Source organism: Lentibacillus sediminis (assembly GCF_002763455.1).
GTDB lineage: Bacteria > Bacillota > Bacilli > Bacillales > Amphibacillaceae > Lentibacillus_D > Lentibacillus_D sediminis_A.
In genome coordinates, this window is sequence record NZ_NIXK01000007.1 from 103,037 (window position 1) to 124,658 (window position 21,622).

Sequence of the window (21,622 nt, forward strand, 5' to 3'; positions counted from 1 at the left end):
ATATCAGCAGCTTGACCGGTTTTTTATTATGGCTTTTTCTTCCTTGGTCCATATTCAGCATGCGCACTTTTAAAGAAAGAAACACCCATCAGTATAATGACAATGGAAAACGGCAGTGCCGCGATGATCAGCATATTCTGCAGACCTTGTGTCCCGCCAAAATAAACGATGATCGCCGCTACGGCAGCCTGGGTAATTCCCCATATAATCTTCACGGAGTTTCTCGGATTCAGCATACCGTTGGTGGTGAGCATCCCCAATACGAACGTCGCCGAGTCAGCCGATGTGATAAAGAATATCGCCACAACAAAAATGGTAATGATCGACATCAATGTGCCGAGCGGATATTCCGCCAATACGCCAAAGGTCGATGTTTCCAGGGAAAGCTGGGAGATCTGGGCAATTCCGTTTTGCTCCAGGTTCAACGCCGATACACCGAACACGGCGAAGAAAATAAAACATACCAGTGACGGGACAAAAAGTACGCCCAGCATAAATTCTTTAACTGTCCGGCCCTTGGAAATCCTCGCGATGAAGATACCGACAAACGGTGCCCAGGAAATCCACCAGGCCCAGTAAAAGATCGTCCAGCTGTCGATCCATTGCCGGTTGCCTTCATCAAGCGGAGCCAGACGCAGACTCATATCAAAGAATTCGGTAATATAGCTGCCTAGTGTGTGCGTGAACATATTTAAAATATATAGCGTCGGCCCTACAATGAACAGCATCAATAAGAGCACTCCAGCGAGGCCCATATTAATATTACTCAAATATTTAATGCCTCGTCCAATCCCCGACCAAGCCGACCCGATAAACAAGAACGTCGCGACAACGAGAACAATCAGCTGAACAGTAAACGAGTTCGGAATATCATACAGGAACGAAAGCCCCCCGGCAATCTGGCCGGAACCGAATCCAAGCGTTGCCGCAACTCCGACAATCGTGGCAAAAACAGCGAGAATATCAATTAATTTCCCAGGGGTTCCTGCCATGCTCTTCTCCCCAAATATAGGAACGAGGGTCGCACTGATCAGCCCTGGAGCATCTTTGTGAAATTTGAAATAGGCCAGCACCAATGCTACAACGCCATATACCGCCCACGCATGAATCCCCCAGTGGAAGAAGGAATACTGCAGAGCTTCTTTGATAGCTGTATCTGAGCCCGGTTCAGCAGTAGGCGTACTGGTAAACGCATGGGAGATCGGTTCGGCTGTTGTCCAAAACACAAGCCCCATGCCCATTCCGGCGCTGAACAGCATGGCAAACCAGGAAAGCAGACTGAATTCTGGCTTGTCATGTTCTTTTCCTAATTTCACCTTGCCATAGCGGGAAAATATCAGATAAATACAAAACGCCAAAAATAGGACAACAATTAATAAGTAAAACCAGCCAAAACTAACGGAAATATAGGATGTCACGGAAGCTGTGAATTCTTCCAATTGCACAGGGGCAACGGATCCCCAAATTACAACAGCTAAACAAATTGCGAGAGAATACCAAAATACACTCGTTACGCTCTTCACATTTTCACCTCTTATGTATTTCTATTATCTGTTCTTTATAGTAACACACTTTCTCGAAAGTACTAACAATTATCCCGCGAAATTTCGCATTTTCTGTCAGGAACATAGGAATAATAGAAAATGGAGGTGTTAACGATGAATCAAGCCTATTGCTGTCCCAATTGCAAGACCAACCGCTCCCGCTTCAACCGGATCGAGCAAGTGTCGACCCCTGTCAAACTGGACGCACAGACAGGCGAGGTGCTGGAGACCTATGCCGACGGTACAGCTGAAGTCTTTCATACGGTATATAAAGGTCCCAAATACCGGGTACAGTGCGGTTCGTGCGGATTGATTGAGGATGAAACAACGTTTATAAAGTTTGGAGAGTATATGCAGAAATAACTTTTAGAGGCATCACTTGGAGACAGGTGGTGCTTCTTATGATGCATGATTAAAGCTTCAATGAACCACTGCAAGCAATAACCCACTATTCGTATCAGCATCCCAATCGATATACGCTCATGTCTCTGTTAAAATGGAAACATACCATTTGGAGGGATTACATGAGACTTAAGCATAAAAAAGTCATTGCCCTGGTCGAGGAGGACTTTGAGGATCTGGAGCTTTGGTATCCGGTTCTTCGCCTCAGGGAAGAAGGCGCACAAGTCGACCTGGCCGGCAAAGAAGCGAATAAAGCCTATACTGGAAAATATGGGGTACCCGCAGAATCATCCTATGCATTTGCGGACATTCAAGCGGCCGATTATGATGCCATCCTGGTCCCTGGCGGCTGGGCGCCGGATAAACTAAGGCGCTATCCTGAAGTACTGAAGATGGTGCAGGAAATGGACGAGGCGAAAAAGCCAATCGGGGAAATTTGTCACGCAGGCTGGGTGCTGATTTCTGCCGATATTCTGCGCGGCAGGAAAGTCACCAGCACACCTGGCATCAAAGATGATATGACCAATGCCGGCGCTACATGGAGTGATGAAGCGGTAGTGGTTGACGGCCACATTGTTTCCAGCCGCCGCCCGCCGGATTTGCCGGAATATGTGAAAGTTTTTGCAGATGTGCTGGCGGGAGAAGCCAACACGCGGTAACTATGGAAAAGGGCCCCCTGCCGGCCAGATGAAGCAGGGGTCTTTTTCTATGGGTTCAACCCTGCCTGCCTTGCCCCGCAAAACAGGTTAGCTTTACATACGGTAAGCGATTTCATTATAATGGAGTTACTTAGTAAATGATTCGGGAGGGAATGCAATGACTCACGTGCAGGAAGGCACCCTTTTATGGGAACCGGATATTTCACGAAAACAAACGTCCAATATCTATGATTATATGAAATGGCTGAAGGAAAACAAACAGCTTTCCTTCGCTGATTACCAGTCACTTTGGGAGTGGTCGGTCGATGAGGTGGAAGCATTTTGGGAGTCACAGTGGGAATACTTTGATATTCAATCTGCTCAAGCCTATCAGACAGTGTTAAGCTCCCATGATATGCCGGGAGCACGCTGGTTTCCGGAAGCGACCATCAATTACGCGGAGCATGTTTTCCGCCACCGGCATCAGCAGCAGCCGGCCATCATCCATAAATCGGAAGCCCGAGACACCACCGAAGTCTCTTGGCAGCAGCTGTATGAGGACACGGCAGCGCTCACGTCTACGCTCCGTGAACTCGGTGTCGAAAAAGGAGACCGCATCGCTGCCTATGTCCCGAATATCTATGAATCTGTCGTGGCATTTTTAGCAACGGCTAGCCTTGGTGCTGTGTGGTCGAGTGCCTCACCGGACTTCGGCACACAGAGTGTAATTGACCGGTTTAAGCAAATTGAACCGAAAGTAATGATTACGGTGGACGGCTACCGTTATGGCGGGAAAGCTTTTGACCGCACATCAGTAGTGGAAAAGATTCAGGCAGAGCTGCCGACTGTGGAGGCAACGATAGGCATTTCCTATTTGAACAGCGAACCGGATTTCAGCGGGCTGAAAAATCTTTATCGCTGGGAAGATGTGGTGAAGGCACGGGATGGTCTTCAGCTGAAGTATACTCATGTCGCTTTTAATGATCCGCTCTGGGTGCTCTATTCCTCGGGGACAACTGGAAAACCCAAGCCAATCGTGCAAAGCCAGGGCGGGATTTTGCTCGAGCATCTGAAAGCCTCGACCTTCCACACCGATCTCGGGCCGGATGACCGTTTCTTCTGGTTTACCACCACAGGCTGGATGATGTGGAATTTCCTGGTCGGCGGTCTCCTGACAGGCAGTGCGATCATCCTGTATGACGGCAATCCCGCCTATCCGGATACGAGAGCGCTGTGGAAATTTGCCGAAGAAACCGGTATGACCGTGTTTGGCACGAGTGCCAGCTACATTACTGCCTGCATGAAGGACGAGATCGAGCCCAGGGAAGAATTTGATCTGGCACAGCTGAAATGCATCGGTTCCACCGGGTCGCCGTTGCCTCCGGAAGGTTTTCAGTGGTGCTATGAAAATGTAAAGGAAAATTTGTGGATTGCCTCTGTAAGCGGTGGCACCGACGTCTGCACGGCATTTTTACTCGGAGCTCCGGTGCTTCCAGTATATGCAGGAGAGCTGCAATGCCGTGGGCTTGGCGCCAAGGTGGAAAGCTTTGACGCTGTTGGCCAGCCAGTTATCGAAGAAGTCGGTGAGTTGGTGTTGACCGAACCGCTCCCTTCGATGCCAATCTATTTTTGGAATGATCCTGACGGCAGCCGCCTGCACGACAGCTATTTTGATGTCTTTCCAGGCATCTGGTGCCACGGCGATTATGTGAAAGTAACTGAAAAAGGCACAGCGGTGATTTACGGGAGGTCAGATGCCACGATCAACCGGGGCGGCATCCGCATCGGCACAAGCGAAATTTACCGGGCGGTTGACTATATCAAAGAAGTCGCCGACAGCCTGATTGTTGATGTCCCTGCCGCTGATGGCGACTCCCGCACCCCATTATTTGTGGTGATGAAGGATGGCCATGCGCTGACGGATGAGGTGAAACAGACGATCAAAAAAAAAATCCGCAGCGAATGCTCTCCAAGACATGTGCCGACCGGAATTTACGAAGTGCCGGAATTGCCGACAACGCTGAACGGGAAGAAGCTGGAGATACCCGTGAAGAAAATATTGATGGGAAAACCGGTGGAGAGTGTTGTTAATAAAGGCTCTCTCAGCAATGAGGCGTCGCTTGATCCGTTTGTGGCGTTTGCGGAGAATGAGCGGGAGAACGGCTAGACGTTAAGAAAACGAGCTTGCAATGGCAGGCTCGTTTTTTAAGTGTTTGATGCTGAATTGGTAGTGGAATTTCTATTTCTATCTAATTATTCTCATTCAGTTTGACCAAAAGTATAGGAAACCCTTATCTTAATTTGTTATTGTCCATATGGGAATTCGTTATATTGGAAGAATGATCCTTAAAAAAGATAAAATAAGCTAAATAAAGTAAGAATAATCCACCAATCCCCCCTAATATATGGTCCCAATAAAAATACAGTAAGGGTATAGGAATTAAATAAATAATTCCCCAAAAGATCCTTTGCTATTTAGGCATCATTATCATCATCCTTTGTTTTCCTTAAGTAAAAAAGAAACGTAAATGGAATTAAACCGCATATTAAAATTATTACTCCCGCGAGAAGGCCACCAATTGCAGTAAATCCTTCACTAAACGAGGTGAAAATGCCAACAATGATACTAATCAATGCTACTACAATAAGTGAAATGATTAGCTCTTTTTTTGCAGAGGTTTTATTATTCTCATGATCTACATTAACATTCATTGATAAAAATGCCCCTATAGTCATTGATACTATAAAAACAAACGACAATGGGTTTTCTCTCATTCCGTCCATCCCGGAAGTAATAAAGTCGTACCCTAATATGCCTACTATACCAAGGATTTGAACACCATATGCAATACGTAACTTTTGCAGATTTTTCAATGCGAGGCGTTCATCGGAGGTCATGGACAAAAATGCCAATAGAACTGTCGATGCTATAAACACAAGCCACAAAGGATTTTCTTTTATTCCATCCATTCCAATGATCACAAAGTCGTATCCTAGTATGGCCACTATTCCAAGTGTTTGAAGAGCATAGATGATACGTATGTTTTTCATATTTTTTATTATCAGGCGTTCATCATTAATTGGCTGCATCATCTTCATTTTCTGATCCTTCCCTTTCTACCCAAAAAACTTCATCTAACGTTTTGTTTACTGCATAACAAATGCTAAGGCATAATTTTAAAGTTGGGTTGTATTTCCCTTTTTCAATCAAACTAATTGTTTGCCGAGTAATGCCTACTTCCTCAGCTAATTGCTGTTGGGTTAAATTAACTTGGAAACGAGCTATTTTAAGATTGTTTTTCAAGGTTTTTGAACACCTCCTGGTTTTATTGTAACATATAAATTACATAATGTAATTTATATGTTACATAATTCAATTTATACATTACATTGACTGTAAAAAATAAACCATCCCGTGGAAGATGGCTTTTATTAAAACTATTAACCTCAGAACCCAATGAGTGACACTCCTAATTCCTAACAAATCCGCACATCCCCCGAAGCAACTTTCACCCGCACCCGATTCCTACCATCGCCCGCGATACCGGTTACTTTGCGCTTGGATAGCTTTTGCATCTTTAGTGGAAGATCCACATCCATTTCCCCGGACGCGATCATCGCATCAAGTTCCAGATTCAACTCCTTTTCGGCAAATACCAGCGTAACATCGCCGCTTGCAGCCACAAGATCCAGATCGGCAACACCGATATTGGTCAGATCGATATCGCCCGATGAAGCACGCGCGCTCAATTCGCCGACAAATCCATCCCAATCCAAATCTCCGGAAGAAATGGCTGCTTTCACCTGATCAGTCACACAGCGGTACGCCTGCACATCCCCGGAGGAAACTTTCATTTCAGCCGTTTTAGTCGTGATTTCTTCCAGCTGCACGTCCCCGGATGAAGCCATCAGAGAAAGCTCCTTTGTCTCGACATTATTCAAACAAATATCACCGGAACCCGTGCGCACATTCCAGTATTCTGCCACGTCTTTCGGCACCGTAATCAGCAGCCTGGACTGCGGATATATCCCAAACAACCACCGCTGCTCCTTTGGCCGTTTGGCTTGAATCAACGCTTTGTCCCCACTATGATCCACAACCAGTTCCGGCCCGTTTTTGCTTGTCAGCAGTGTCACATCCACTCTGGCAGCTTCATGTACCGTTATTTCCACATCCGAACTTGCAGCTTCTACTGTTATCTCGCGTAATTTTCCCGTATCAATAGTTTCCGTTTGTTCGATCGACTTTTCCTTAAACATGCCTCCACACCCTTTGAGTTGTTGTTAATTTTAGTGTACAGTGATTTCGGCAAAAGAAAAAACCGCCCCCCGGCTGATCTTTTCCTCAGCCTGAAGACGGATTTTCCAGTTAGTTTTGTGCGATTTGCTGTTTCTTCTGAGTAGCTAGACTGGCCAGGACATATGCCACAAATGACAGCACCACGGGCAGGACGACTGAATGCAGGCCAAATGGCTGCGGGAAGAAGCTGTCTGACAAAATATACAGACCTACCCCGGTAATCATCGAGGCAAGTGCCCCATATTTATTCCCTTTTTGCCAGTACAGCCCCATCACCACCGGCCAAATAAATGCTGCTTCGAGGCCACCGAATGCGAACAGATTTAGCCAGATAATTAAGTCAGGCGGGTCCAGTGCCAGCAAAAAGACAATAATCCCAAGTATGGCTGTGACGCCAATGCTGAGTCGCATCACCTGTTTATGTGAAGCTTCCGGTTTCACATAATTCAGGAAGACATCTTTGACCACGGTGGAGCTCACCAATAACAGCAGCGAATCGACTGTTGACATAATGGCTGCCATTGGCGCTGCCAGCACCACACCGGCCACCCATGCCGGCAGCACCTCCAGTGCAATCAGCGGCATGACACGGTCCCCTACTTCAATTCCCGGCAAAATGGGCCGGGCAAAAACACCGATTAAATGCATATTCAGCATAATAAACCCGACTAGAATCGTGCCGATAATGATCGCGCGGTGCATCGATTTGGAGCTTTTATAGGACATGGCTCGCACCGTAATCTGCGGCAGTGCCACGACACCAACACCGACCAGTATCCAAAAAGAGGACACATAGGCCGGACTCAGGGTTCCCTCTGCCCCAAATGGAGTAATCAGATTCGGGTTTTCCGCCGATAGATCGTTCATGATTTCCTGAACTCCGCCACCAGCAACAATCGTCGCGATCAAAAGGACCAGCGTTCCGACAAACATGATGCTTCCCTGAACGGCATCCGTCAGCGCAACCGCCCGGAAACCGCCGATCGTTACATACACCAGCACCGATAAGGCGAAAATAAACAGCGCCGATGTATAATTCATACCGGTCAAGGATTCTATTAATCTTGCGCCACCGATCCACTGTGCTGCCATGGCAGAAAACAAGAAAATAATAATACTGGCAGCAGCCAGGAGCACGACCCATTTGGAATCATAGCGGGCCTTCAAAAAATCCACCATGGTAACCGCTTTATATTTTCGTGTTACAATCGCAAATTTTTTCCCTAATATCATTAAAACAAAATAACCCGTGACTACCTGGGACATTGCGAGCAACACCCAGCCCAGCCCCTCGGTATACGCCGTTCCCGGTCCACCGATAAAACTGCTGGCGCTCCCGTAAGTGGCGGTCATTGTCATTGCCAGCACAAAGCCGCCCAGACTCCGCTCCCCAAGAAAATACTCATCGAGGAACGACTTCGAGGACTGCACACGCCGGCTTGCCAATATTCCTATCGCGAACATAACGACCAAAATTAAAATTAACGGAATGGTTGCCTGCCAGTTCATTTTTCTTCCCCTTCATCATCAAATGGAACTTCCACGAAAAATTTCTTTACTACGATCGTGACCAATACAGCCATCAGCACTGTCCCTGCTATACAGCTGTAAAAAAACCAGGCTGGAAATCCGAGAACATATGTATACTCTTCCGGATCCTTGCTCCCCAGCCCATAAGCAAAGGCAAACCACCAGATAAAGTTAAAAACAGCCAGCCCCACACCGATCAACGCTTCCCGGTTGGCGATCCGATAACGGTAATCCACCTTCTCCGGACGTTCATGCTTCATCGCGCTCTCCCCCTTTTGCCATATCAGTCTCATGACAACAATTGATGATAACTATGTAAAAACGACATATCCTATAACAATATAACGCAAATAAGTCCCCTTGTAAATGTAAGAAGATTATCAAAAATAGATTCAGCTATCGATGACTGAAACCTTGAAAAGTATGTTAAAAATACTAGATGAATCAGGAAAAAGCAGGCTGCCGAGTGTTCCCCGGCAGCCTGCTTAAATCTTTCTATTAATCCTGCAAATTAACTTTTAACACTTTATCCCTCACATCAACCATAACAAACGTTTCCGACTCACTTCCATTTGTCACCGTCAATGTCACGTCTTTTTCTTTCAACAGATCCACCTGCTTCTTGTTCAGCAGCAGCTTTCTCGGTTTCTTCTCATTGTACACATTGATCAGCACATGGGCACCCTGCTCTATAGCTCGCAGATCCCGTGTGTGAACAGTCGCAGTGCCATTATTTTTCTTCGGTTCAATTTCCGTCATCACCGGCTCTTCTTCACCCGGTTCATCACTCGTTTCGGTAATTCTTCCTTCCGCTTCATAAACAAGCGGGTTCGCTTCCGACGTGTTGAGGCTTTCCACAAAGTCCACCGTTGCATCAATATCGGCCGGCCCCATGACAGGATTTTCACCCAAATCTTTAATTGGACCATCCGATGTGCCCATGTAATTGTTAACCGTCAAGGTGTAGACTTCCTCCAGACCAATAGGCGTCCCATCCGGGAAGGTCACATCAACGACCTCATTTAGCTCCGGATTCCAGGTATAATGCAAACCGCTGATGCTGTAATCCGGCCCATAAATCGGGGAAAGCTGCTCATTGATAATCGCGTAAATATCCGCTCCGGTTACCTCCACCGTCATCAGTGTGTTACCGAATGGCTGAATATTGTACAGATCGCCCCAGGTAATTTCCCCTGCCAGCAGATCATCACGGATTCCGCCGCCATTCATCATCGCAAAATCACTGTCCATAGCCCAGTTCATGCCATCAGCAATCAGATTTCCCAGTCCGTGATCGCCATCATTTGTGTAATCGCCAGTCAAATCCTGTGCGTTGAAACCGACGACTTCATTCATAATTGGCGCAATCTGCTCAGAATAATGATCTAGAATGCCCTGCACTGCCGTATCCGACGTATAATCCTCCTGGCTGACAAATACAACCTCGGCTTCTTTTTCCACAATATCGCCGGTGCTCCGGTCAATTTCCAGATCAACATCGGCAAACGCTTTGCCATATTCCGATGCCTGAACGATTAACTTATTATCAACCTCCGCATCAACGACCTGGTGGTTATGTGCTGCAAAAATGACATCCACTGCGTCATTGACCGCGAGTGCCAGATCTGCCGCCGCGCCAGTTGCTGATTCTCCGGATTGATTGGCCGGCATGTGGGCCAGAACAACAATCGCCTCGACTCCCTGACTGGTAAGCTCACTCACCGCGCCATTGACAGCTTCTGCCTCATCAGTAAATTCAATATCTTGAATCCCTTCAGGCATCACCATATTTGCTGATTCCTTGGTGTTCACCCCGATAAAACCAATTTCCTCTCCATCCACTTCAGCCACATGAAAGGCAGGAAGAATTGTTTCCCCGCTGTCCTGATACACACAGTTGGCACAAAGCAATGGAAAATTCATGCCATCATAGTTCGGCGTCCCTTCCGGATGTTCGCCGCCTTCTACCATGCGCAGCAGCTCATCGGTCCCCTCATCAAACTCATGGTTTCCAACCGTGCCGACATCAAAGCCAATCTCTTCCATAATTTCCACGGTCGGCTCATCCTGCAGGAGTCCCGATACCGGAGAGCTTCCTCCTATCATATCCCCTGCATGCACTGTCAGGGTATTCGGGTTTTCTGCTTCCCGCTCTTTCAACGCAGCAGCCGTGTAATCCATCCGTCCATACATCTCAGAAATCCCATCTCCATCTGGATCGAGCTCATACTGCTGGTCAATTTTGCCATGCAGGTCATTCATGCCGAGAAGCTGCACTTCAAGGTTACCTTCTCCCGGAGTTTCCTCTTCTGCAGGGACAAATCCATATGATTCCGCCTCTTCCGCGCTGGTGAAAAAGATCCGTTTGTCAACAGGAACTTCCGCCCACTCATCGGGAACCACATATTCCATGGTATCTGAATTTCCGACATAGCGCAGGAAGCCTTTCTCATCATCATTCGCCCGGAAGGCAAATGGCAACTCCATCAACGGATTTTCTGGATTCCAGATTCCCAGTTCCGCATCTTTTGCTTCCCTAACCGCCTGCTGATACGCCGGATAGGCCTCCTCATCAATCGGGGCAAGGAAATAGGTAGATGCATACCCCTGTTTGACCATCTCCAGATTGACATTCAAGTCATCATCTTTGCGAATGACCTCTGCCAAAATTCGGCCATAATCATCGGTCGGCTCTTCCCCGACTTTCAAATAGATCTCATCCCCCGGCTGGAGCAGCTGGCTGATATAATCCGTCGCGGCATTACCGTGATACTGCTGATTCTCATTAATTTCATCTCTTGCCGGGTCATCATTGTGCGCCGTATAGGTTTCCGGTGTATCCATGTTCAGGAAACGCACACTTGTCTCTCCGAATAGTGGATCTTCCACTCGGATGGTATCGCCGTCGGTCACTCTTTCTACTGTTGTTTCATAGTATCCTGCAGCAGATGGAGGCTCCGGCTGTTCCTCGGCCAGCTGGATATCCGCCTGTTCGGTCGGAATCAGCTGGTAGTCATTATATTGACTCACAACCGCCGTAATATCATACCAATTGTTCTGTGCAACCTGGGAAATATCAAGGGCCTCCTCCATCACCCTTAACGTCGTGCCGTGAAAATCAGCGTCAACCAGCGAGACATTGTAGCCGCCGCCTGCCGGGCTTTCTGGAATGTTGTTAATAAAACCATTGACTTCCACAAGTTCGCCTTCATACTGTTCAGCTATCTCCGGATCCTCCAGCTCCTCGAGTGTGATTTGTTGCGCGACTGGCAGGTTTTGTCCGGTTTCCAGTATCTCTACTGATGACGGAATGACTTCCTTCAGGCCGTTATAGGAATCCAGCTCCCCGGCTACCTGCACCCGATCACCTTTTTCCAGATCAGGCAATTCTCCCTGTTCAAAAGCAAACAGATTAATGCCGCCGGTTTCATCCTGAATATATGTGGAAAATTGCGCGCCATTGCTGATTGCTTCGCTGTCCGCTGTGGCAATTCCTTCTACTGTAACAGCGCTGCCGTCACTCAGCTCGCGTGCCTCGGCAATATCATACTCACCGGTTGCAGGCGGTTCTTCAGGCTCTTCCGGTGGATCTGTTGGCGGCACTCCATCCATGGTATGGCTGCCAAGATATGCAAACGTATTACTGGCATATTCCGCCCACTCCGTTTCGATGTAGCTGGAGTTCGGCGCAGTCACCCCTGCCTGTCTGGTGAGCGTCACATCCTGTGCATAATCCGATGCTTCGCCAATCGTCCCGAGCACATCGATATTGCTGCCATCTTTCGCCAGAGCAAACGCATCGTCGCCGTTAAAATTAATCACAGCCCCGTTTTCCAGGTCGGCTTCTGCTAAAATTTCCTCGCCGGCCCGTGAATGTGCAATCACATACACTTCACCATGCTCCAGCACCCCGGATAATTCCAGCGTCCGGCTGGCTTCCGATGCTCCATTGCTGTAGAGGTGGATCTGATAATCAGCTAAATCCACTGCCGCTCCGGTTCCATTATAAATCTCTATTGCTTTGTTATAGGAACTTCCCTCCACATACTCGGAGATAAATAAATTTGTTGCTCTTGTACCATCTTCTGCCGATCCCTCCGCCGCAAAAACCGGTGTCACATTCATCATGACCAATGTGACAATCAGCAGCAAGTTCAGCATCTTCCCCTTGAATTGTTTCATGCTTCCCCTCCATCTTTTGGTATGTAATCTATGAGTCACTCATACTATTACACACTGTCTGCCTTTTTGCTATAAATTTTTTGTAAAGATAACACAAATCCGTTACTATATTACTAGGTTTTTAGCAAAATGGTTATAAAGCCCTATGAGAAGAAGAGATACCCGTATTAAGGAAAATTTGTGCTGACAGCTGGGTATCCTCGGAATCAAAAGTTTCCTCTTGAAAAACCATGCAAAAGGTTATATAATAAAAACCTAGCTGTTCTTCCATACTATTCACGGGGCATTAGCTCAGCTGGGAGAGTGCTTGCATGGCATGCAAGAGGTCAGCGGTTCGAGCCCGCTATGCTCCATCAATTTAAAGAAGCGTTGAACCCTTGCTGTGTAAGGGATTCAACGCTTCTTTCATTAGATACAGATTGTCAGCTTATTGAAGGTAACGGGCCAATTGGGGGAAAACTGGGGGAAATGGTTTTTTTATAACACATCACGCGAATTATTATGACGGTTACAACGTGTTTGTTTTACTTAGGTATTGATGTAACTTTATAAAAAGTTCGATCATAAACACCACCCAAATCCACATTTTACATTAAATAAAAAGTACCCATTTTGAAAAAAGATTAATCAAAATGGATACTTATTCAGCAGATATGAGATTATTTTTTATAAAAATTTTTTCATTTTCTGCTTTGTGTTGCTCAACAATCGCGCCCGATTCAGGAATAATTTTTTACGGACTATTTACAGACCTTCATATATTCTTCTTTCAAAATATTTTCCCATCTTACAGAGGCCCATTCTAATAAATTAAACGTTCTTTTCTCTATTGTTCTTATATCCCAATCGTTATAGTTCAATATTTCCTTTGTAGATAGCATTTCCGAATGGGCGTATTCTATTTTTTTATCATTAAAACCATTATTTTTAATTTTACTATTTAATTTTCGAGGCAATATCATCAAATTACCTAGTCTATTTGCATGAAATTCCTTTCTCTTTATTACCTTACCCTTCCAAGCTGCACTTTCATTTTGGGGATAAACATGCTCTATCGTTTCATTTGCAGATGCACTCCAGATAGATTCCCAAGTTCTAACTGGAAAATGGTAACCTTTATTTTTAGCTAGATATTCTTCATAATGATAGAAAAAATATCTTAACTCTTTTCCCCACGAATTGTAACAATCTTTTTCGTTTAACTCTTTTATCATTTGCTTCATAGAGAAATCTTCACTTATCTTTATAAACTCTTCCATTGCCTTTTTAAAGCGATAATTTTCATCTATAACCTTTTTCGTCAAGTCCTTTATACCCATAATAAAGTTTGACAACCTCGTATATTCTCCTACTTTGTATCTTGAATCTTTTTGGAATAGACCAAATATCCGGAATGTAACCCTTTCCCATTGATCTAATAGCATTTCTCTTTGAACTTCATCTATATGTTCTGAAAGTTTTATGGCAATTGCTGCAAGTCGGGCATGAGATATTTGTGAAACAGCTTCAATCCTTGGATTTGTAAAGATTTCTTTTAATTCTGTAGCAACATCTAATATCCATTTTGAAACATCAACTACTTTTTCGGGATTTCTTGTGCAAATGCTTTTGAAAAACTCAATTGCATCTTCCTCTTTTAAAGGCTTATTTTTTTTGTCTGGATGGAAAAGAGTAGCTGTAAATTTGACTATTTCCCCACCGTTAAGATTTGTTATACCAATTGCCTTATATATTTGTGACCAATATTTATGTAACCATTCAAGATTGCCATTAAAATTTGCACTTTTTCCCTTCAGCTTCTCAAATGCAATACCCATTAATATGCTTTTACATTTATCCAGCCAATCAACTTCTAAACCTCTACTATTTAGTACTTCAAAGACAGTATAAACCGCACCCTCATCATCAATAATATGTAATATAAAATACAGCTTACTTTTAAGTAAAATTAACAAATCTAATAAATTATATTTATTGTTCCATTCCTCTACGAAACTTTCGCATTCTTCAAATGCCTTTTTTAGGTTTTTTGTAGCATGTGTAGTTACCCTACTGCCAGAAGGATGTCTTCCATCTGTCAAATAATCTCTTAGCGCCAAAGAACTATCATGATTAGCTTGGATTAAAATTAATCTGTTGTCCTCATCTTTTACTAATATCTCATCAAGATTCATAATGGTTCTTCTATATTTGGGGTTGTTCAATTCAGTCAATTTCATATGTAGGGCTTTTAAAAGGATTATTAAGGTTGTTATCCTTTGTTGCCCATCAACTATATCAAGCACCCTATATATATCAGTTTCATATTCCTCAACTTTGTCCTTATCATGACACACTACCGTTGCCATGAAATGAGTTCTACCTTCTTTATAATCCTCATAATTGTAAAGTTTCTCTATATCATTAAATAGATCTTTCCTTTGTTTTGTAGTCCAACTATAAGCTCTTTGATATTCAGGAATTTCAAAAAGTCTCTTTTGAAGTAATTCATCAAAAGAATAAAACTTTGGATCTAATTGCATAATAATTCCCCTCCTAAAATTTTTCCAGGATAGCATCCCGTTGCTTTAAGAACTACATATTAAATAAAAAATCCACTTATTCAAATGATCCTTTTCCGCAGTATCAGACACCGATATTTATTCAAGATAGGCGCCCTTTTCGTTAATAAAAAATTATGTTTTTAACAGCCTTTCGTAGGTTAACAATGTTATTTGGATTTGTGTTGACCAATTATTCATTAATTCCATCTGTCTTCTTTTTAAGTCCTCAAACGGCTCTTCATTTAGTTCAACTTCATTAAATCTTTCGTCAAACACGTTCGTAGCTATTATTTTTCTGTACCCACCAAAACCTATATCATCGTTTAATAACCAGACTACTTTTTTATGTTCGCAAATAATATTCCACCTATGCACATTGGACAAGGCTCTAAAGAGGTATATATGGTGAATTTCTCACGGTTAATCTTCGCATTAAAAATCGCTTGGCCAGCATTTCGTATAGCATCGATTTCAGCATGTGCCATTGCGTCTTGTTGTGGATATACCCTGTTTCTCCCTTTGGCAATTAAATTATATTTTCTTCAACAATTACGGCACCTAATGGGTATGTATTTTCCATTAAAGCTAGTTCAGCCTCTTCCAATGTCTCAAAAAAACATCTATCCTTATCAATGTTCATTGTTTTACACTTTCTCGAATCGTTTTTTTACTGGATATTCTTTAAATTCAACAATAAAGAGCATTTCTCGTTCTTTAAGAAATTCGCCCTATCGTATAAAACAAGATTGTTCTAAAGTTTTTTAGATAGACAAATCCCATTCTTTATATGGTTTATAAAACAACTTCAAATTATCTGTAGCCAACTTTACGAACTTATATCCATAATAAACCCATGTTCCATTTTCAGTTAGATACCTAACCTCAACCAACACAAACTGAAATTATTTGAAGAGTTATAGCCTTATCCAGTCCCTTAACTCTTTAACTACTCTGTACGTTTTTGCTAATCCTGAATTTTCGTCTACATACTGTTCACCCAACAGAGTCGGCCTTGGTCTTCCCAAAAGTGATGTTTTTGTAAAGGTAATCCCTGTAATATAGCCATCATTTTGTAACTCACGAAGAAATTCGACGTAATCTTCCGGTTTAATATCAAACGTTTCATGAGTAGGTAGTTTACCTTTATCGAACTCTTTAATTACCGAATATCTCAATCTTCTCCTGCTAACTTCCATCAACTTTACGCCCCCTTATAATCACTACAATCCTAATAACTGTTTCGAACTTGCTATTAATAACCCTTTTATAACTTCAAAAGGCAATTCATTAAATTTGGTACCTTTCTTTTCCGCCTCTACTTTTGCAACTTTAACAGCTTGATCATTTTTTAAAACACTTAAAAACTCATGTCCATCCCATGTAAGGGAACTGTGTATCCACATTGGTGAGTTATCTGCATACTGAATTTTACTAACAGTATATCCTGCTTGGTCTAATATCTTTAAATGATACGCCACGACATCTCTATCTATATCTTCGGGTATCTTTAATTCCTTTCTGTCATCAACTTGATTTTCGATTAATAACATTAGACGCTTAATAATTTCCATATCCCGTTTCATAATAATCTCCCCCTTAACTCCCTATTATTTCTAATGGTAGCACAATTACAAATAAAGAAGAACCTTTTACATAGCAAATTACCATATAAAAGGTTCCTTTTTACATAAAATGATTATTTAAAATTATGTTGTCTAATCCTCAAGTTATTCAATTAAATGGCCCGATCGTAATGCGGTATAACTTGTATTACTTTTACCACAAGAAACCCTCTAGTCAAAACATATTCAAAGGGGAAAAACGGTACAACTTCTTTATAAACGGTCGAACTTTTTTCAAACGGTTAAACTTTATTTTAAACCCACATTTGAATGTAAAATTGGCAACAAAAAAAGCCTTGAAGTGATACACATACTTGTATCAAGTATGTGATCGATCAATCAACTTCAATGATTGTTAAAGAGTTCCATTATCTTTTCCTCATAATAATGAATATCAGCTGTCGTTTCCGCTTCAAGCATCTTTTCCTTGTATTCCTTATACAAGTCTCGATCAACTTCTGAGAAGGAATCATTCTTTGTGCTTACATTAATATCAGTTTCATCGAACAGCTCCATTATTTCATTAGAATATTTTTGAATTTCTTCCCTGGATGAAGATTCTTTTAGTAAATCATTCAATTCGTTATACTTTGCTTGTTGTTTAGGATCCAACATAAATCTTCTCACTCCTTTCCTTTAAGCTTAATTGCTAACACCTATTAACTAATTGGTTATCTGCCTTATGTTCTCTCCTATAAGTATTCAATTTGTTCCTCCACCTTGCGTATCGCCCAAATGAGGAAAGTCATACACCGTGAATTCTCTGCTTAACTCAAGCAATTGCTTTTTTATTAAATTATTGAAGGTGACATATACCACACCATCATGATAAACAATACCAGATAACCATGGAAACCATCCTATACCATCATCATCCTGTACTTTAATCCGTTTCTTTGTTAATTCATCCGCAATTTCAATAACTCGGCTATAATACCCTTTGCCTTTTATTCCTGCAGCAGCTGTAAATTCGTTCACTGTTAATTCAACATCAGGGAAATTTCCCGGATTATTTTCGATTTTGCTCGCAGCATAACGAATGATCTTCTTCTCCATTGCTGTAAGGTCCGTATCATAGATCGATTCGATTAAATCATTGGTTTGAATAACTTTTTTATCATTGGATCGCTTTTTTTGGCTCATTTCAATTCCCTCTCCAAGAAATCTAGTCAATGCTCTTCTAATTATTACATAGAATTTTAGACTTCGAAAAGAAATAGCTAATTTCAGAAATTGAATAATAAAATTAATCCCTAAACAGAACTTATGTTCTTTTCCTGTGTTACAATATAAATAACCTTTTCAGAAGAAGATAATAATAAAGTTTTGCTTTCTAGGTTTTGCAAAATAACCAACTAATCATATCTGTGGGTGAGCCCCCATCCAATTTCAGGATGGGGGTATCCAAAATTTCGATAGTAGGTAGCCATATTTGATGAGGGGGCACTTTCGTGACAAAATCTAAACCAATCGTTCGACCTAGTAAAGAGGAATATAAGCTACTTCATGATTATATTGTGCTTCCGTATGTATTGGCCGTGTTGGAAAGGGACAAGAAGCATCTGCAGGGTGTCTCTTTCAAATTTCCGCATCTGTATGAATACTGGCTTAATCAAAAAATGGAGACAGTTACAAAGGATTTAGCAAATACAAGAAGAGCAATGCGGCGGATCGGTATGTATGTTTATCAAGAAGATCAGACAGATAAAGGCTTAGAGCTAAAATATAAATACCACAAATATCACTATAATATGGGTTGGCTCTACTCTATCTTAAGGGCTAATGTAGAAAAAAAGATGAAGGAATACCTAGTCTAAACTTTATATCTACCCACGGCGCAGATTCATTTTTGACCATGGTTACTTTATGATATGAATATATTTCATTTTTGAACTATGACCTATTGAACTATTGACCTATTGAACTATGGATTTCACGGTTCAAAAAAGGTCGGGATAATTAAAATTATTCACTGGTTTCTTTCTTCTTTTCCTGGTTCTCCATCTCTTTATTTAATCTGAGGATCGTTCTCTTCAGAGCATTTTGATATTCCTTATTGGTTTCACTTTCTACAAGATTTTTTAAGAGTTCTTGTTCTTCCTTGTATAAGTCAGTCATTTGAATCCTCCTTTCACCCTATTTATGCTTTTATCAATCTTTAGATGTCAATCTCTGGTATTCAAGAATTAACTCATCAAGGTCCTGACTATGTTTCAATGTTCTTGCATTGCTCATACCAAAAATATTAGCTGTATCAAGCATTTCCTTTCTTTTCTCTTCAATTATTTGTGACAAACTATCTTTTACTTTGCTCACTGACTGGGTCATTATACTTACACCTTTTTCAAAATTTTATAGTTCTATAATACTAAATTTGAATATTGTCAACAAGTAAAGCTACCTTGCAATATTCTTGTTGACTGCATATATTAATATTGAGGTGATCTACATGGAAAGGGAAAACGAAAAGGCAAATGGTTCATCAAAAGACAGTGGCCTGATAAAATTTCGATCAATGGAAGAAATTAATGAAGAACAGCGAAACAAGAGAAAACAGCAATATGAACAACTGATAAAGCGAATAGAGGAAATATTAAAGGGTGAAAGTTAAGATGAGAGTGGGAACTTGGAGCAAAAAACTGATTGAAAACCACAACAAAAAGAAAAAACCTTCCTGGGACTAACAACTGGCCAATGGTCCGCAACCATCGCTATAGTGGTTAGTCTATTGGAAGGATCACACCTGTTTCTTTAACAGAAGATAATTTAACCTGTTTCTAAATTATACGAGAGATAGGTTGTGTTTGCAACTCCCACGATTTTTCCATCCATTACAAAATCTGGGTATATGCCATAGGTTGTATACTTACAAACCACTACACATTAGAAATTTAACACCTATAACTAGGCAGTTTTTATTAATGTGGTGATTTTTTAACTCTAATTTTTAATGTATTTTCATGCTCTAGCATTATCCTTTACTCTCCTAAATAAATTTTAGTGACGTCTTCGCGAGAATGTCCAATCAATTTACTTACTGCTAGACGTGCATCTTTTACTTGCATCCCCAAAGCAATAAAGCGATCATATTGCTCTTTAGCATAAGCATGCCTGAAGGAGTGCATAGTGATATGGACACCTGGAAGCCGATTGTTCGCTGGATCATGTACCTTGGATCGGTGGTAACGTATAAAGTCTTTTGTTCTTTGAATGACCGTATGAGCTTTCTCATCTCTTTTAACAAATAATTTATCACCCCTATTCACATGAGACATTGCTGCTTTTAAAACTTCTTTGGACTTTTCATGAAGTGGGATAGTACGAATTAGTCCCCCCTTCCCCTTAACGGTCAACTGGTTTTCTCTGAATGCTTTTTCAGCATCTGCACGATTTAACCTAACTATTTCATGCACTCTTAACCCTTGCTCACGTGCAAGTTGAATTATTTGAGCTATTTGAGGTTGATTTCGTTGGTTTGCTATATTTAGCAACGATTTGTATTCAAACTCAGTTGCGCGCCGGTTAATCCCACCAAATTGTCTTTTTTCTAATGAAAATCCTTCAAACTTTTTCCCCAATGTCTTATTGTCACTTAGAAAATATTTTGTATTCGGTATCTGGTCATGGTAATATCGGACGGCGGCTAGATCTTGCTTAATAGATGCTGCAGATTTTGCTTCGTTCTGCCTTTCCTGTACAAATGCCGCAAGATGCTTATCTTGTATGTTTTTTATGTTTTTTAAGTTGTAATTGTCAGCAATAAAACGGCAAAACTGGTCAAAGTGGTTGTAATATTGACGTTGCGAAGTTATAGAAATACCTTTTGCATGTTTTGCTATTTTATTGGTTTGTTTCATTAAATTCATATAAGTTCCTTTGTTGTTCACAAGTTCTGGATCACTAACTAAATGTTTTTTAAGTTCTTGGGGAGTTCTGATCCATCCACGCTTTCCACTCATTTAATCTTCACCTTTTTTTGTTTTTATTTTTATAAAAGAACATAGTTATCCCATTGGCAAATTGCTGTGTTTTTACGCAATTTTTATTACCCACCCTGATATCAGCGTTACAAACCCTTATTTACCAAGGATGGAGACTCTCCCTGTAGCCGCTGTCTATATGGTGATTTTGCAATCACCATATAGACAGCGGCTACAGTGTCAGCGTCCATTTAAATTTAAATTGTTAAGTATGAATGTGCACACTTCAAGCTTCGCTTGTTATCACCACAGGTGATAGGTGCAATACACTTAATCCAGTAATTACTGATGTTTTAGAAACGAAGTGTATTTGACGTTTTATTTCCTCACTGTCACGTCATATATTAAACAGTGTCAGTTTCTTAGATTTTGAACTTGTCTTACCAAGCCTATTTTTGGAACCGAACTGAATGTGTCCCAAGGATTCAGTAATAATTACTACCAGATTTTTCTTTCTCTCTAACAATCCAGTACCATGTCTACCATTTTCTCTCTTTCAGACTTCCATGGATTTTAATATATATAAACCCTGTTTTTGAGCAAGCAAAAAGCGAAGGTCCAGGGGAACACTTCGCTTACCCTTTAACTACATATGTAGTTTTTTATTTATTCTCTTACAATTCGCAGAGATTCTAAAAACACCTTGTAGTTTGATTCATCCCATACACTCTTAGAGCATGATTTATATCGAAACCAGAAGTTCCATACAAAAGGATCAATAATAGCTTCATCCAATAGCTTTTCACCACTAGTAAGATCTATTTTAATCTCTCCCTTGAGTACATCATAAGCCTAACCAACAGGACTAACCTCGATATAGGAATTTGTCTTATTGTACAGCTCTGGATGAGCCGTTACGTAACATCCAACCCGATACTGAT

20 protein-coding genes, 1 tRNA gene and 1 pseudogene are annotated in these 21,622 nt (G+C 41.9%); 6 read left to right on the plus strand and 16 right to left on the minus strand.

Annotated features, from left to right (window positions below):
- Window positions 1-26: 26 nt before the first annotated feature.
- The gene (locus tag CEG13_RS12800; protein WP_100012285.1) at window positions 27-1,523 is read right to left on the minus strand and encodes a BCCT family transporter; all 1,497 of its coding nucleotides are present in this window, start codon (window positions 1,521-1,523) and stop codon (window positions 27-29) included.
- A gap of 135 nt (window positions 1,524-1,658) precedes the next feature.
- On the opposite strand from CEG13_RS12800, the gene CEG13_RS12805 reads away from it, so the two are divergent.
- The 3 genes from CEG13_RS12805 to CEG13_RS12815 all read left to right on the plus strand — a co-directional run bounded on the left by CEG13_RS12805 (window position 1,659) and on the right by CEG13_RS12815 (window position 4,751).
- The gene (locus tag CEG13_RS12805; RefSeq protein ID WP_100012286.1) at window positions 1,659-1,907 is read left to right on the plus strand and encodes a DNA alkylation repair protein; all 249 of its coding nucleotides are present in this window, start codon (window positions 1,659-1,661) and stop codon (window positions 1,905-1,907) included.
- Window positions 1,908-2,068: 161 nt separating this feature from the next.
- The gene (locus CEG13_RS12810) at window positions 2,069-2,605 is read left to right on the plus strand and encodes a type 1 glutamine amidotransferase domain-containing protein (RefSeq protein ID WP_100012287.1); all 537 of its coding nucleotides are present in this window, start codon (window positions 2,069-2,071) and stop codon (window positions 2,603-2,605) included.
- Between the two features lie 157 nt (window positions 2,606-2,762).
- On the plus strand, window positions 2,763-4,751 hold the full coding sequence (locus tag CEG13_RS12815) for an acetoacetate--CoA ligase (RefSeq protein ID WP_100012288.1): 1,989 nt from the start codon (window positions 2,763-2,765) through the stop codon (window positions 4,749-4,751).
- A 308-nt stretch (window positions 4,752-5,059) separates the two neighbouring features.
- Here CEG13_RS12815 and CEG13_RS12820 read toward each other — a convergent pair whose 3' ends face one another.
- The 6 genes from CEG13_RS12820 to CEG13_RS12845 form a co-directional block, all read right to left on the minus strand.
- Window positions 5,060-5,683 carry a hypothetical protein gene (locus CEG13_RS12820; RefSeq protein ID WP_239984643.1) on the minus strand — a complete coding sequence of 208 codons (624 nt, stop codon included), beginning with the start codon at window positions 5,681-5,683 and terminating at the stop codon, window positions 5,060-5,062.
- Complete coding sequence (locus tag CEG13_RS12825) at window positions 5,661-5,888, minus strand: helix-turn-helix transcriptional regulator (RefSeq protein ID WP_100012289.1); 228 nt, start codon at window positions 5,886-5,888, stop codon at window positions 5,661-5,663. Before CEG13_RS12825 ends, CEG13_RS12820 begins: the two co-directional genes overlap by 23 nt.
- 173 nt (window positions 5,889-6,061) lie before the next feature.
- Window positions 6,062-6,844 carry a DUF4097 family beta strand repeat-containing protein gene (locus CEG13_RS12830; RefSeq protein ID WP_100012290.1) on the minus strand — a complete coding sequence of 261 codons (783 nt, stop codon included), beginning with the start codon at window positions 6,842-6,844 and terminating at the stop codon, window positions 6,062-6,064.
- Between the two features lie 109 nt (window positions 6,845-6,953).
- The gene (panF, locus tag CEG13_RS12835; RefSeq protein ID WP_100012291.1) at window positions 6,954-8,393 is read right to left on the minus strand and encodes a sodium/pantothenate symporter; all 1,440 of its coding nucleotides are present in this window, start codon (window positions 8,391-8,393) and stop codon (window positions 6,954-6,956) included.
- The gene (locus CEG13_RS12840; protein WP_100012292.1) at window positions 8,390-8,674 is read right to left on the minus strand and encodes a YhdT family protein; all 285 of its coding nucleotides are present in this window, start codon (window positions 8,672-8,674) and stop codon (window positions 8,390-8,392) included. The genes panF and CEG13_RS12840 overlap by 4 nt, the downstream gene beginning before the upstream one ends.
- Before the next feature lie 238 nt (window positions 8,675-8,912).
- Complete coding sequence (locus CEG13_RS12845) at window positions 8,913-12,596, minus strand: 5'-nucleotidase C-terminal domain-containing protein (RefSeq protein ID WP_100012293.1); 3,684 nt, start codon at window positions 12,594-12,596, stop codon at window positions 8,913-8,915.
- 280 nt (window positions 12,597-12,876) lie between these two features.
- Here CEG13_RS12845 and CEG13_RS12850 point away from each other — a divergent pair.
- A tRNA-Ala gene (locus tag CEG13_RS12850) sits at window positions 12,877-12,949 on the plus strand.
- A 387-nt stretch (window positions 12,950-13,336) separates the two neighbouring features.
- Here the strand turns inward: CEG13_RS12850 and CEG13_RS12855 are convergent.
- The 6 genes and pseudogenes from CEG13_RS12855 to CEG13_RS12880 all read right to left on the minus strand — a co-directional run bounded on the left by CEG13_RS12855 (window position 13,337) and on the right by CEG13_RS12880 (window position 17,904).
- Window positions 13,337-15,118: a DUF262 domain-containing protein gene (locus tag CEG13_RS12855; protein ID WP_158234685.1), complete on the minus strand. Its 1,782-nt coding sequence runs from the start codon at window positions 15,116-15,118 to the stop codon at window positions 13,337-13,339.
- Between the two features lie 142 nt (window positions 15,119-15,260).
- Window positions 15,261-15,779, minus strand: a pseudogene (locus CEG13_RS12860) (nucleoside deaminase).
- Window positions 15,780-16,053: 274 nt separating this feature from the next.
- Window positions 16,054-16,335 carry a YjcQ family protein gene (locus CEG13_RS12865; protein ID WP_100012295.1) on the minus strand — a complete coding sequence of 94 codons (282 nt, stop codon included), beginning with the start codon at window positions 16,333-16,335 and terminating at the stop codon, window positions 16,054-16,056.
- 24 nt (window positions 16,336-16,359) lie between these two features.
- The gene (locus CEG13_RS12870) at window positions 16,360-16,722 is read right to left on the minus strand and encodes a DUF2513 domain-containing protein (protein WP_100012296.1); all 363 of its coding nucleotides are present in this window, start codon (window positions 16,720-16,722) and stop codon (window positions 16,360-16,362) included.
- Between the two features lie 384 nt (window positions 16,723-17,106).
- Window positions 17,107-17,376 (minus strand): hypothetical protein, encoded by a 270-nt coding sequence (locus tag CEG13_RS12875; RefSeq protein ID WP_100012297.1) that lies wholly within the window; start codon window positions 17,374-17,376, stop codon window positions 17,107-17,109.
- 87 nt (window positions 17,377-17,463) lie between these two features.
- A complete protein-coding gene (locus tag CEG13_RS12880) occupies window positions 17,464-17,904 on the minus strand; it encodes a replication initiation protein (protein WP_100012298.1) in 441 nt (146 codons plus the stop codon).
- Between the two features lie 308 nt (window positions 17,905-18,212).
- On the opposite strand from CEG13_RS12880, the gene CEG13_RS12885 reads away from it, so the two are divergent.
- Complete coding sequence (locus CEG13_RS12885) at window positions 18,213-18,578, plus strand: YhjD family protein (RefSeq protein WP_100012299.1); 366 nt, start codon at window positions 18,213-18,215, stop codon at window positions 18,576-18,578.
- 148 nt (window positions 18,579-18,726) lie between these two features.
- On the opposite strand, the gene CEG13_RS18765 is transcribed toward CEG13_RS12885, so the two are convergent.
- Window positions 18,727-18,879: a hypothetical protein gene (locus CEG13_RS18765; RefSeq protein ID WP_158234686.1), complete on the minus strand. Its 153-nt coding sequence runs from the start codon at window positions 18,877-18,879 to the stop codon at window positions 18,727-18,729.
- Window positions 18,880-18,912: 33 nt separating this feature from the next.
- A complete protein-coding gene (locus CEG13_RS12890) occupies window positions 18,913-19,089 on the minus strand; it encodes an aspartyl-phosphate phosphatase Spo0E family protein (RefSeq protein ID WP_100012300.1) in 177 nt (58 codons plus the stop codon).
- Between the two features lie 121 nt (window positions 19,090-19,210).
- Between CEG13_RS12890 and CEG13_RS18770 the strand changes: the two genes are divergently transcribed.
- Window positions 19,211-19,372, plus strand: coding sequence for a hypothetical protein (locus tag CEG13_RS18770; protein WP_158234687.1), 162 nt, complete (start codon window positions 19,211-19,213; stop codon window positions 19,370-19,372).
- Between the two features lie 367 nt (window positions 19,373-19,739).
- Here the strand turns inward: CEG13_RS18770 and CEG13_RS12895 are convergent, their stop codons facing one another.
- The gene (locus CEG13_RS12895) at window positions 19,740-20,720 is read right to left on the minus strand and encodes a tyrosine-type recombinase/integrase (protein WP_100012301.1); all 981 of its coding nucleotides are present in this window, start codon (window positions 20,718-20,720) and stop codon (window positions 19,740-19,742) included.
- Window positions 20,721-21,622: the final 902 nt, after the last annotated feature.

Excerpts from the sequence above, each read along its gene's own strand:
- panF (WP_100012291.1), bottom strand. The coding sequence starts at position 8,393 with ATGAACTGGCAGGCAACCATTCCGTTAATTTTAATTTTGGTCGTTATG.
- CEG13_RS12870 (WP_100012296.1), bottom strand. The coding sequence starts at position 16,722 with ATGAAACGGGATATGGAAATTATTAAGCGTCTAATGTTATTAATCGAA.
- CEG13_RS12890 (WP_100012300.1), bottom strand. The coding sequence starts at position 19,089 with ATGACCCAGTCAGTGAGCAAAGTAAAAGATAGTTTGTCACAAATAATT.
- CEG13_RS12820 (WP_239984643.1), bottom strand. The coding sequence starts at position 5,683 with ATGAAGATGATGCAGCCAATTAATGATGAACGCCTGATAATAAAAAAT.
- CEG13_RS18765 (WP_158234686.1), bottom strand. The coding sequence starts at position 18,879 with ATGACTGACTTATACAAGGAAGAACAAGAACTCTTAAAAAATCTTGTA.
- CEG13_RS12805 (WP_100012286.1), top strand. The coding sequence starts at position 1,659 with ATGAATCAAGCCTATTGCTGTCCCAATTGCAAGACCAACCGCTCCCGC.
- CEG13_RS12840 (WP_100012292.1), bottom strand. The coding sequence starts at position 8,674 with ATGAAGCATGAACGTCCGGAGAAGGTGGATTACCGTTATCGGATCGCC.
- CEG13_RS12880 (WP_100012298.1), bottom strand. The coding sequence starts at position 17,904 with ATGAGCCAAAAAAAGCGATCCAATGATAAAAAAGTTATTCAAACCAAT.
- CEG13_RS12895 (WP_100012301.1), bottom strand. The coding sequence starts at position 20,720 with ATGAGTGGAAAGCGTGGATGGATCAGAACTCCCCAAGAACTTAAAAAA.
- CEG13_RS12845 (WP_100012293.1), bottom strand. The coding sequence starts at position 12,596 with ATGAAACAATTCAAGGGGAAGATGCTGAACTTGCTGCTGATTGTCACA.
- CEG13_RS12855 (WP_158234685.1), bottom strand. The coding sequence starts at position 15,118 with ATGCAATTAGATCCAAAGTTTTATTCTTTTGATGAATTACTTCAAAAG.
- CEG13_RS12830 (WP_100012290.1), bottom strand. The coding sequence starts at position 6,844 with ATGTTTAAGGAAAAGTCGATCGAACAAACGGAAACTATTGATACGGGA.
- CEG13_RS12875 (WP_100012297.1), bottom strand. The coding sequence starts at position 17,376 with ATGTTGGATCCTAAACAACAAGCAAAGTATAACGAATTGAATGATTTA.
- CEG13_RS18770 (WP_158234687.1), top strand. The coding sequence starts at position 19,211 with ATGGAAAGGGAAAACGAAAAGGCAAATGGTTCATCAAAAGACAGTGGC.
- CEG13_RS12815 (WP_100012288.1), top strand. The coding sequence starts at position 2,763 with ATGACTCACGTGCAGGAAGGCACCCTTTTATGGGAACCGGATATTTCA.
- CEG13_RS12810 (WP_100012287.1), top strand. The coding sequence starts at position 2,069 with ATGAGACTTAAGCATAAAAAAGTCATTGCCCTGGTCGAGGAGGACTTT.
- CEG13_RS12865 (WP_100012295.1), bottom strand. The coding sequence starts at position 16,335 with ATGGAAGTTAGCAGGAGAAGATTGAGATATTCGGTAATTAAAGAGTTC.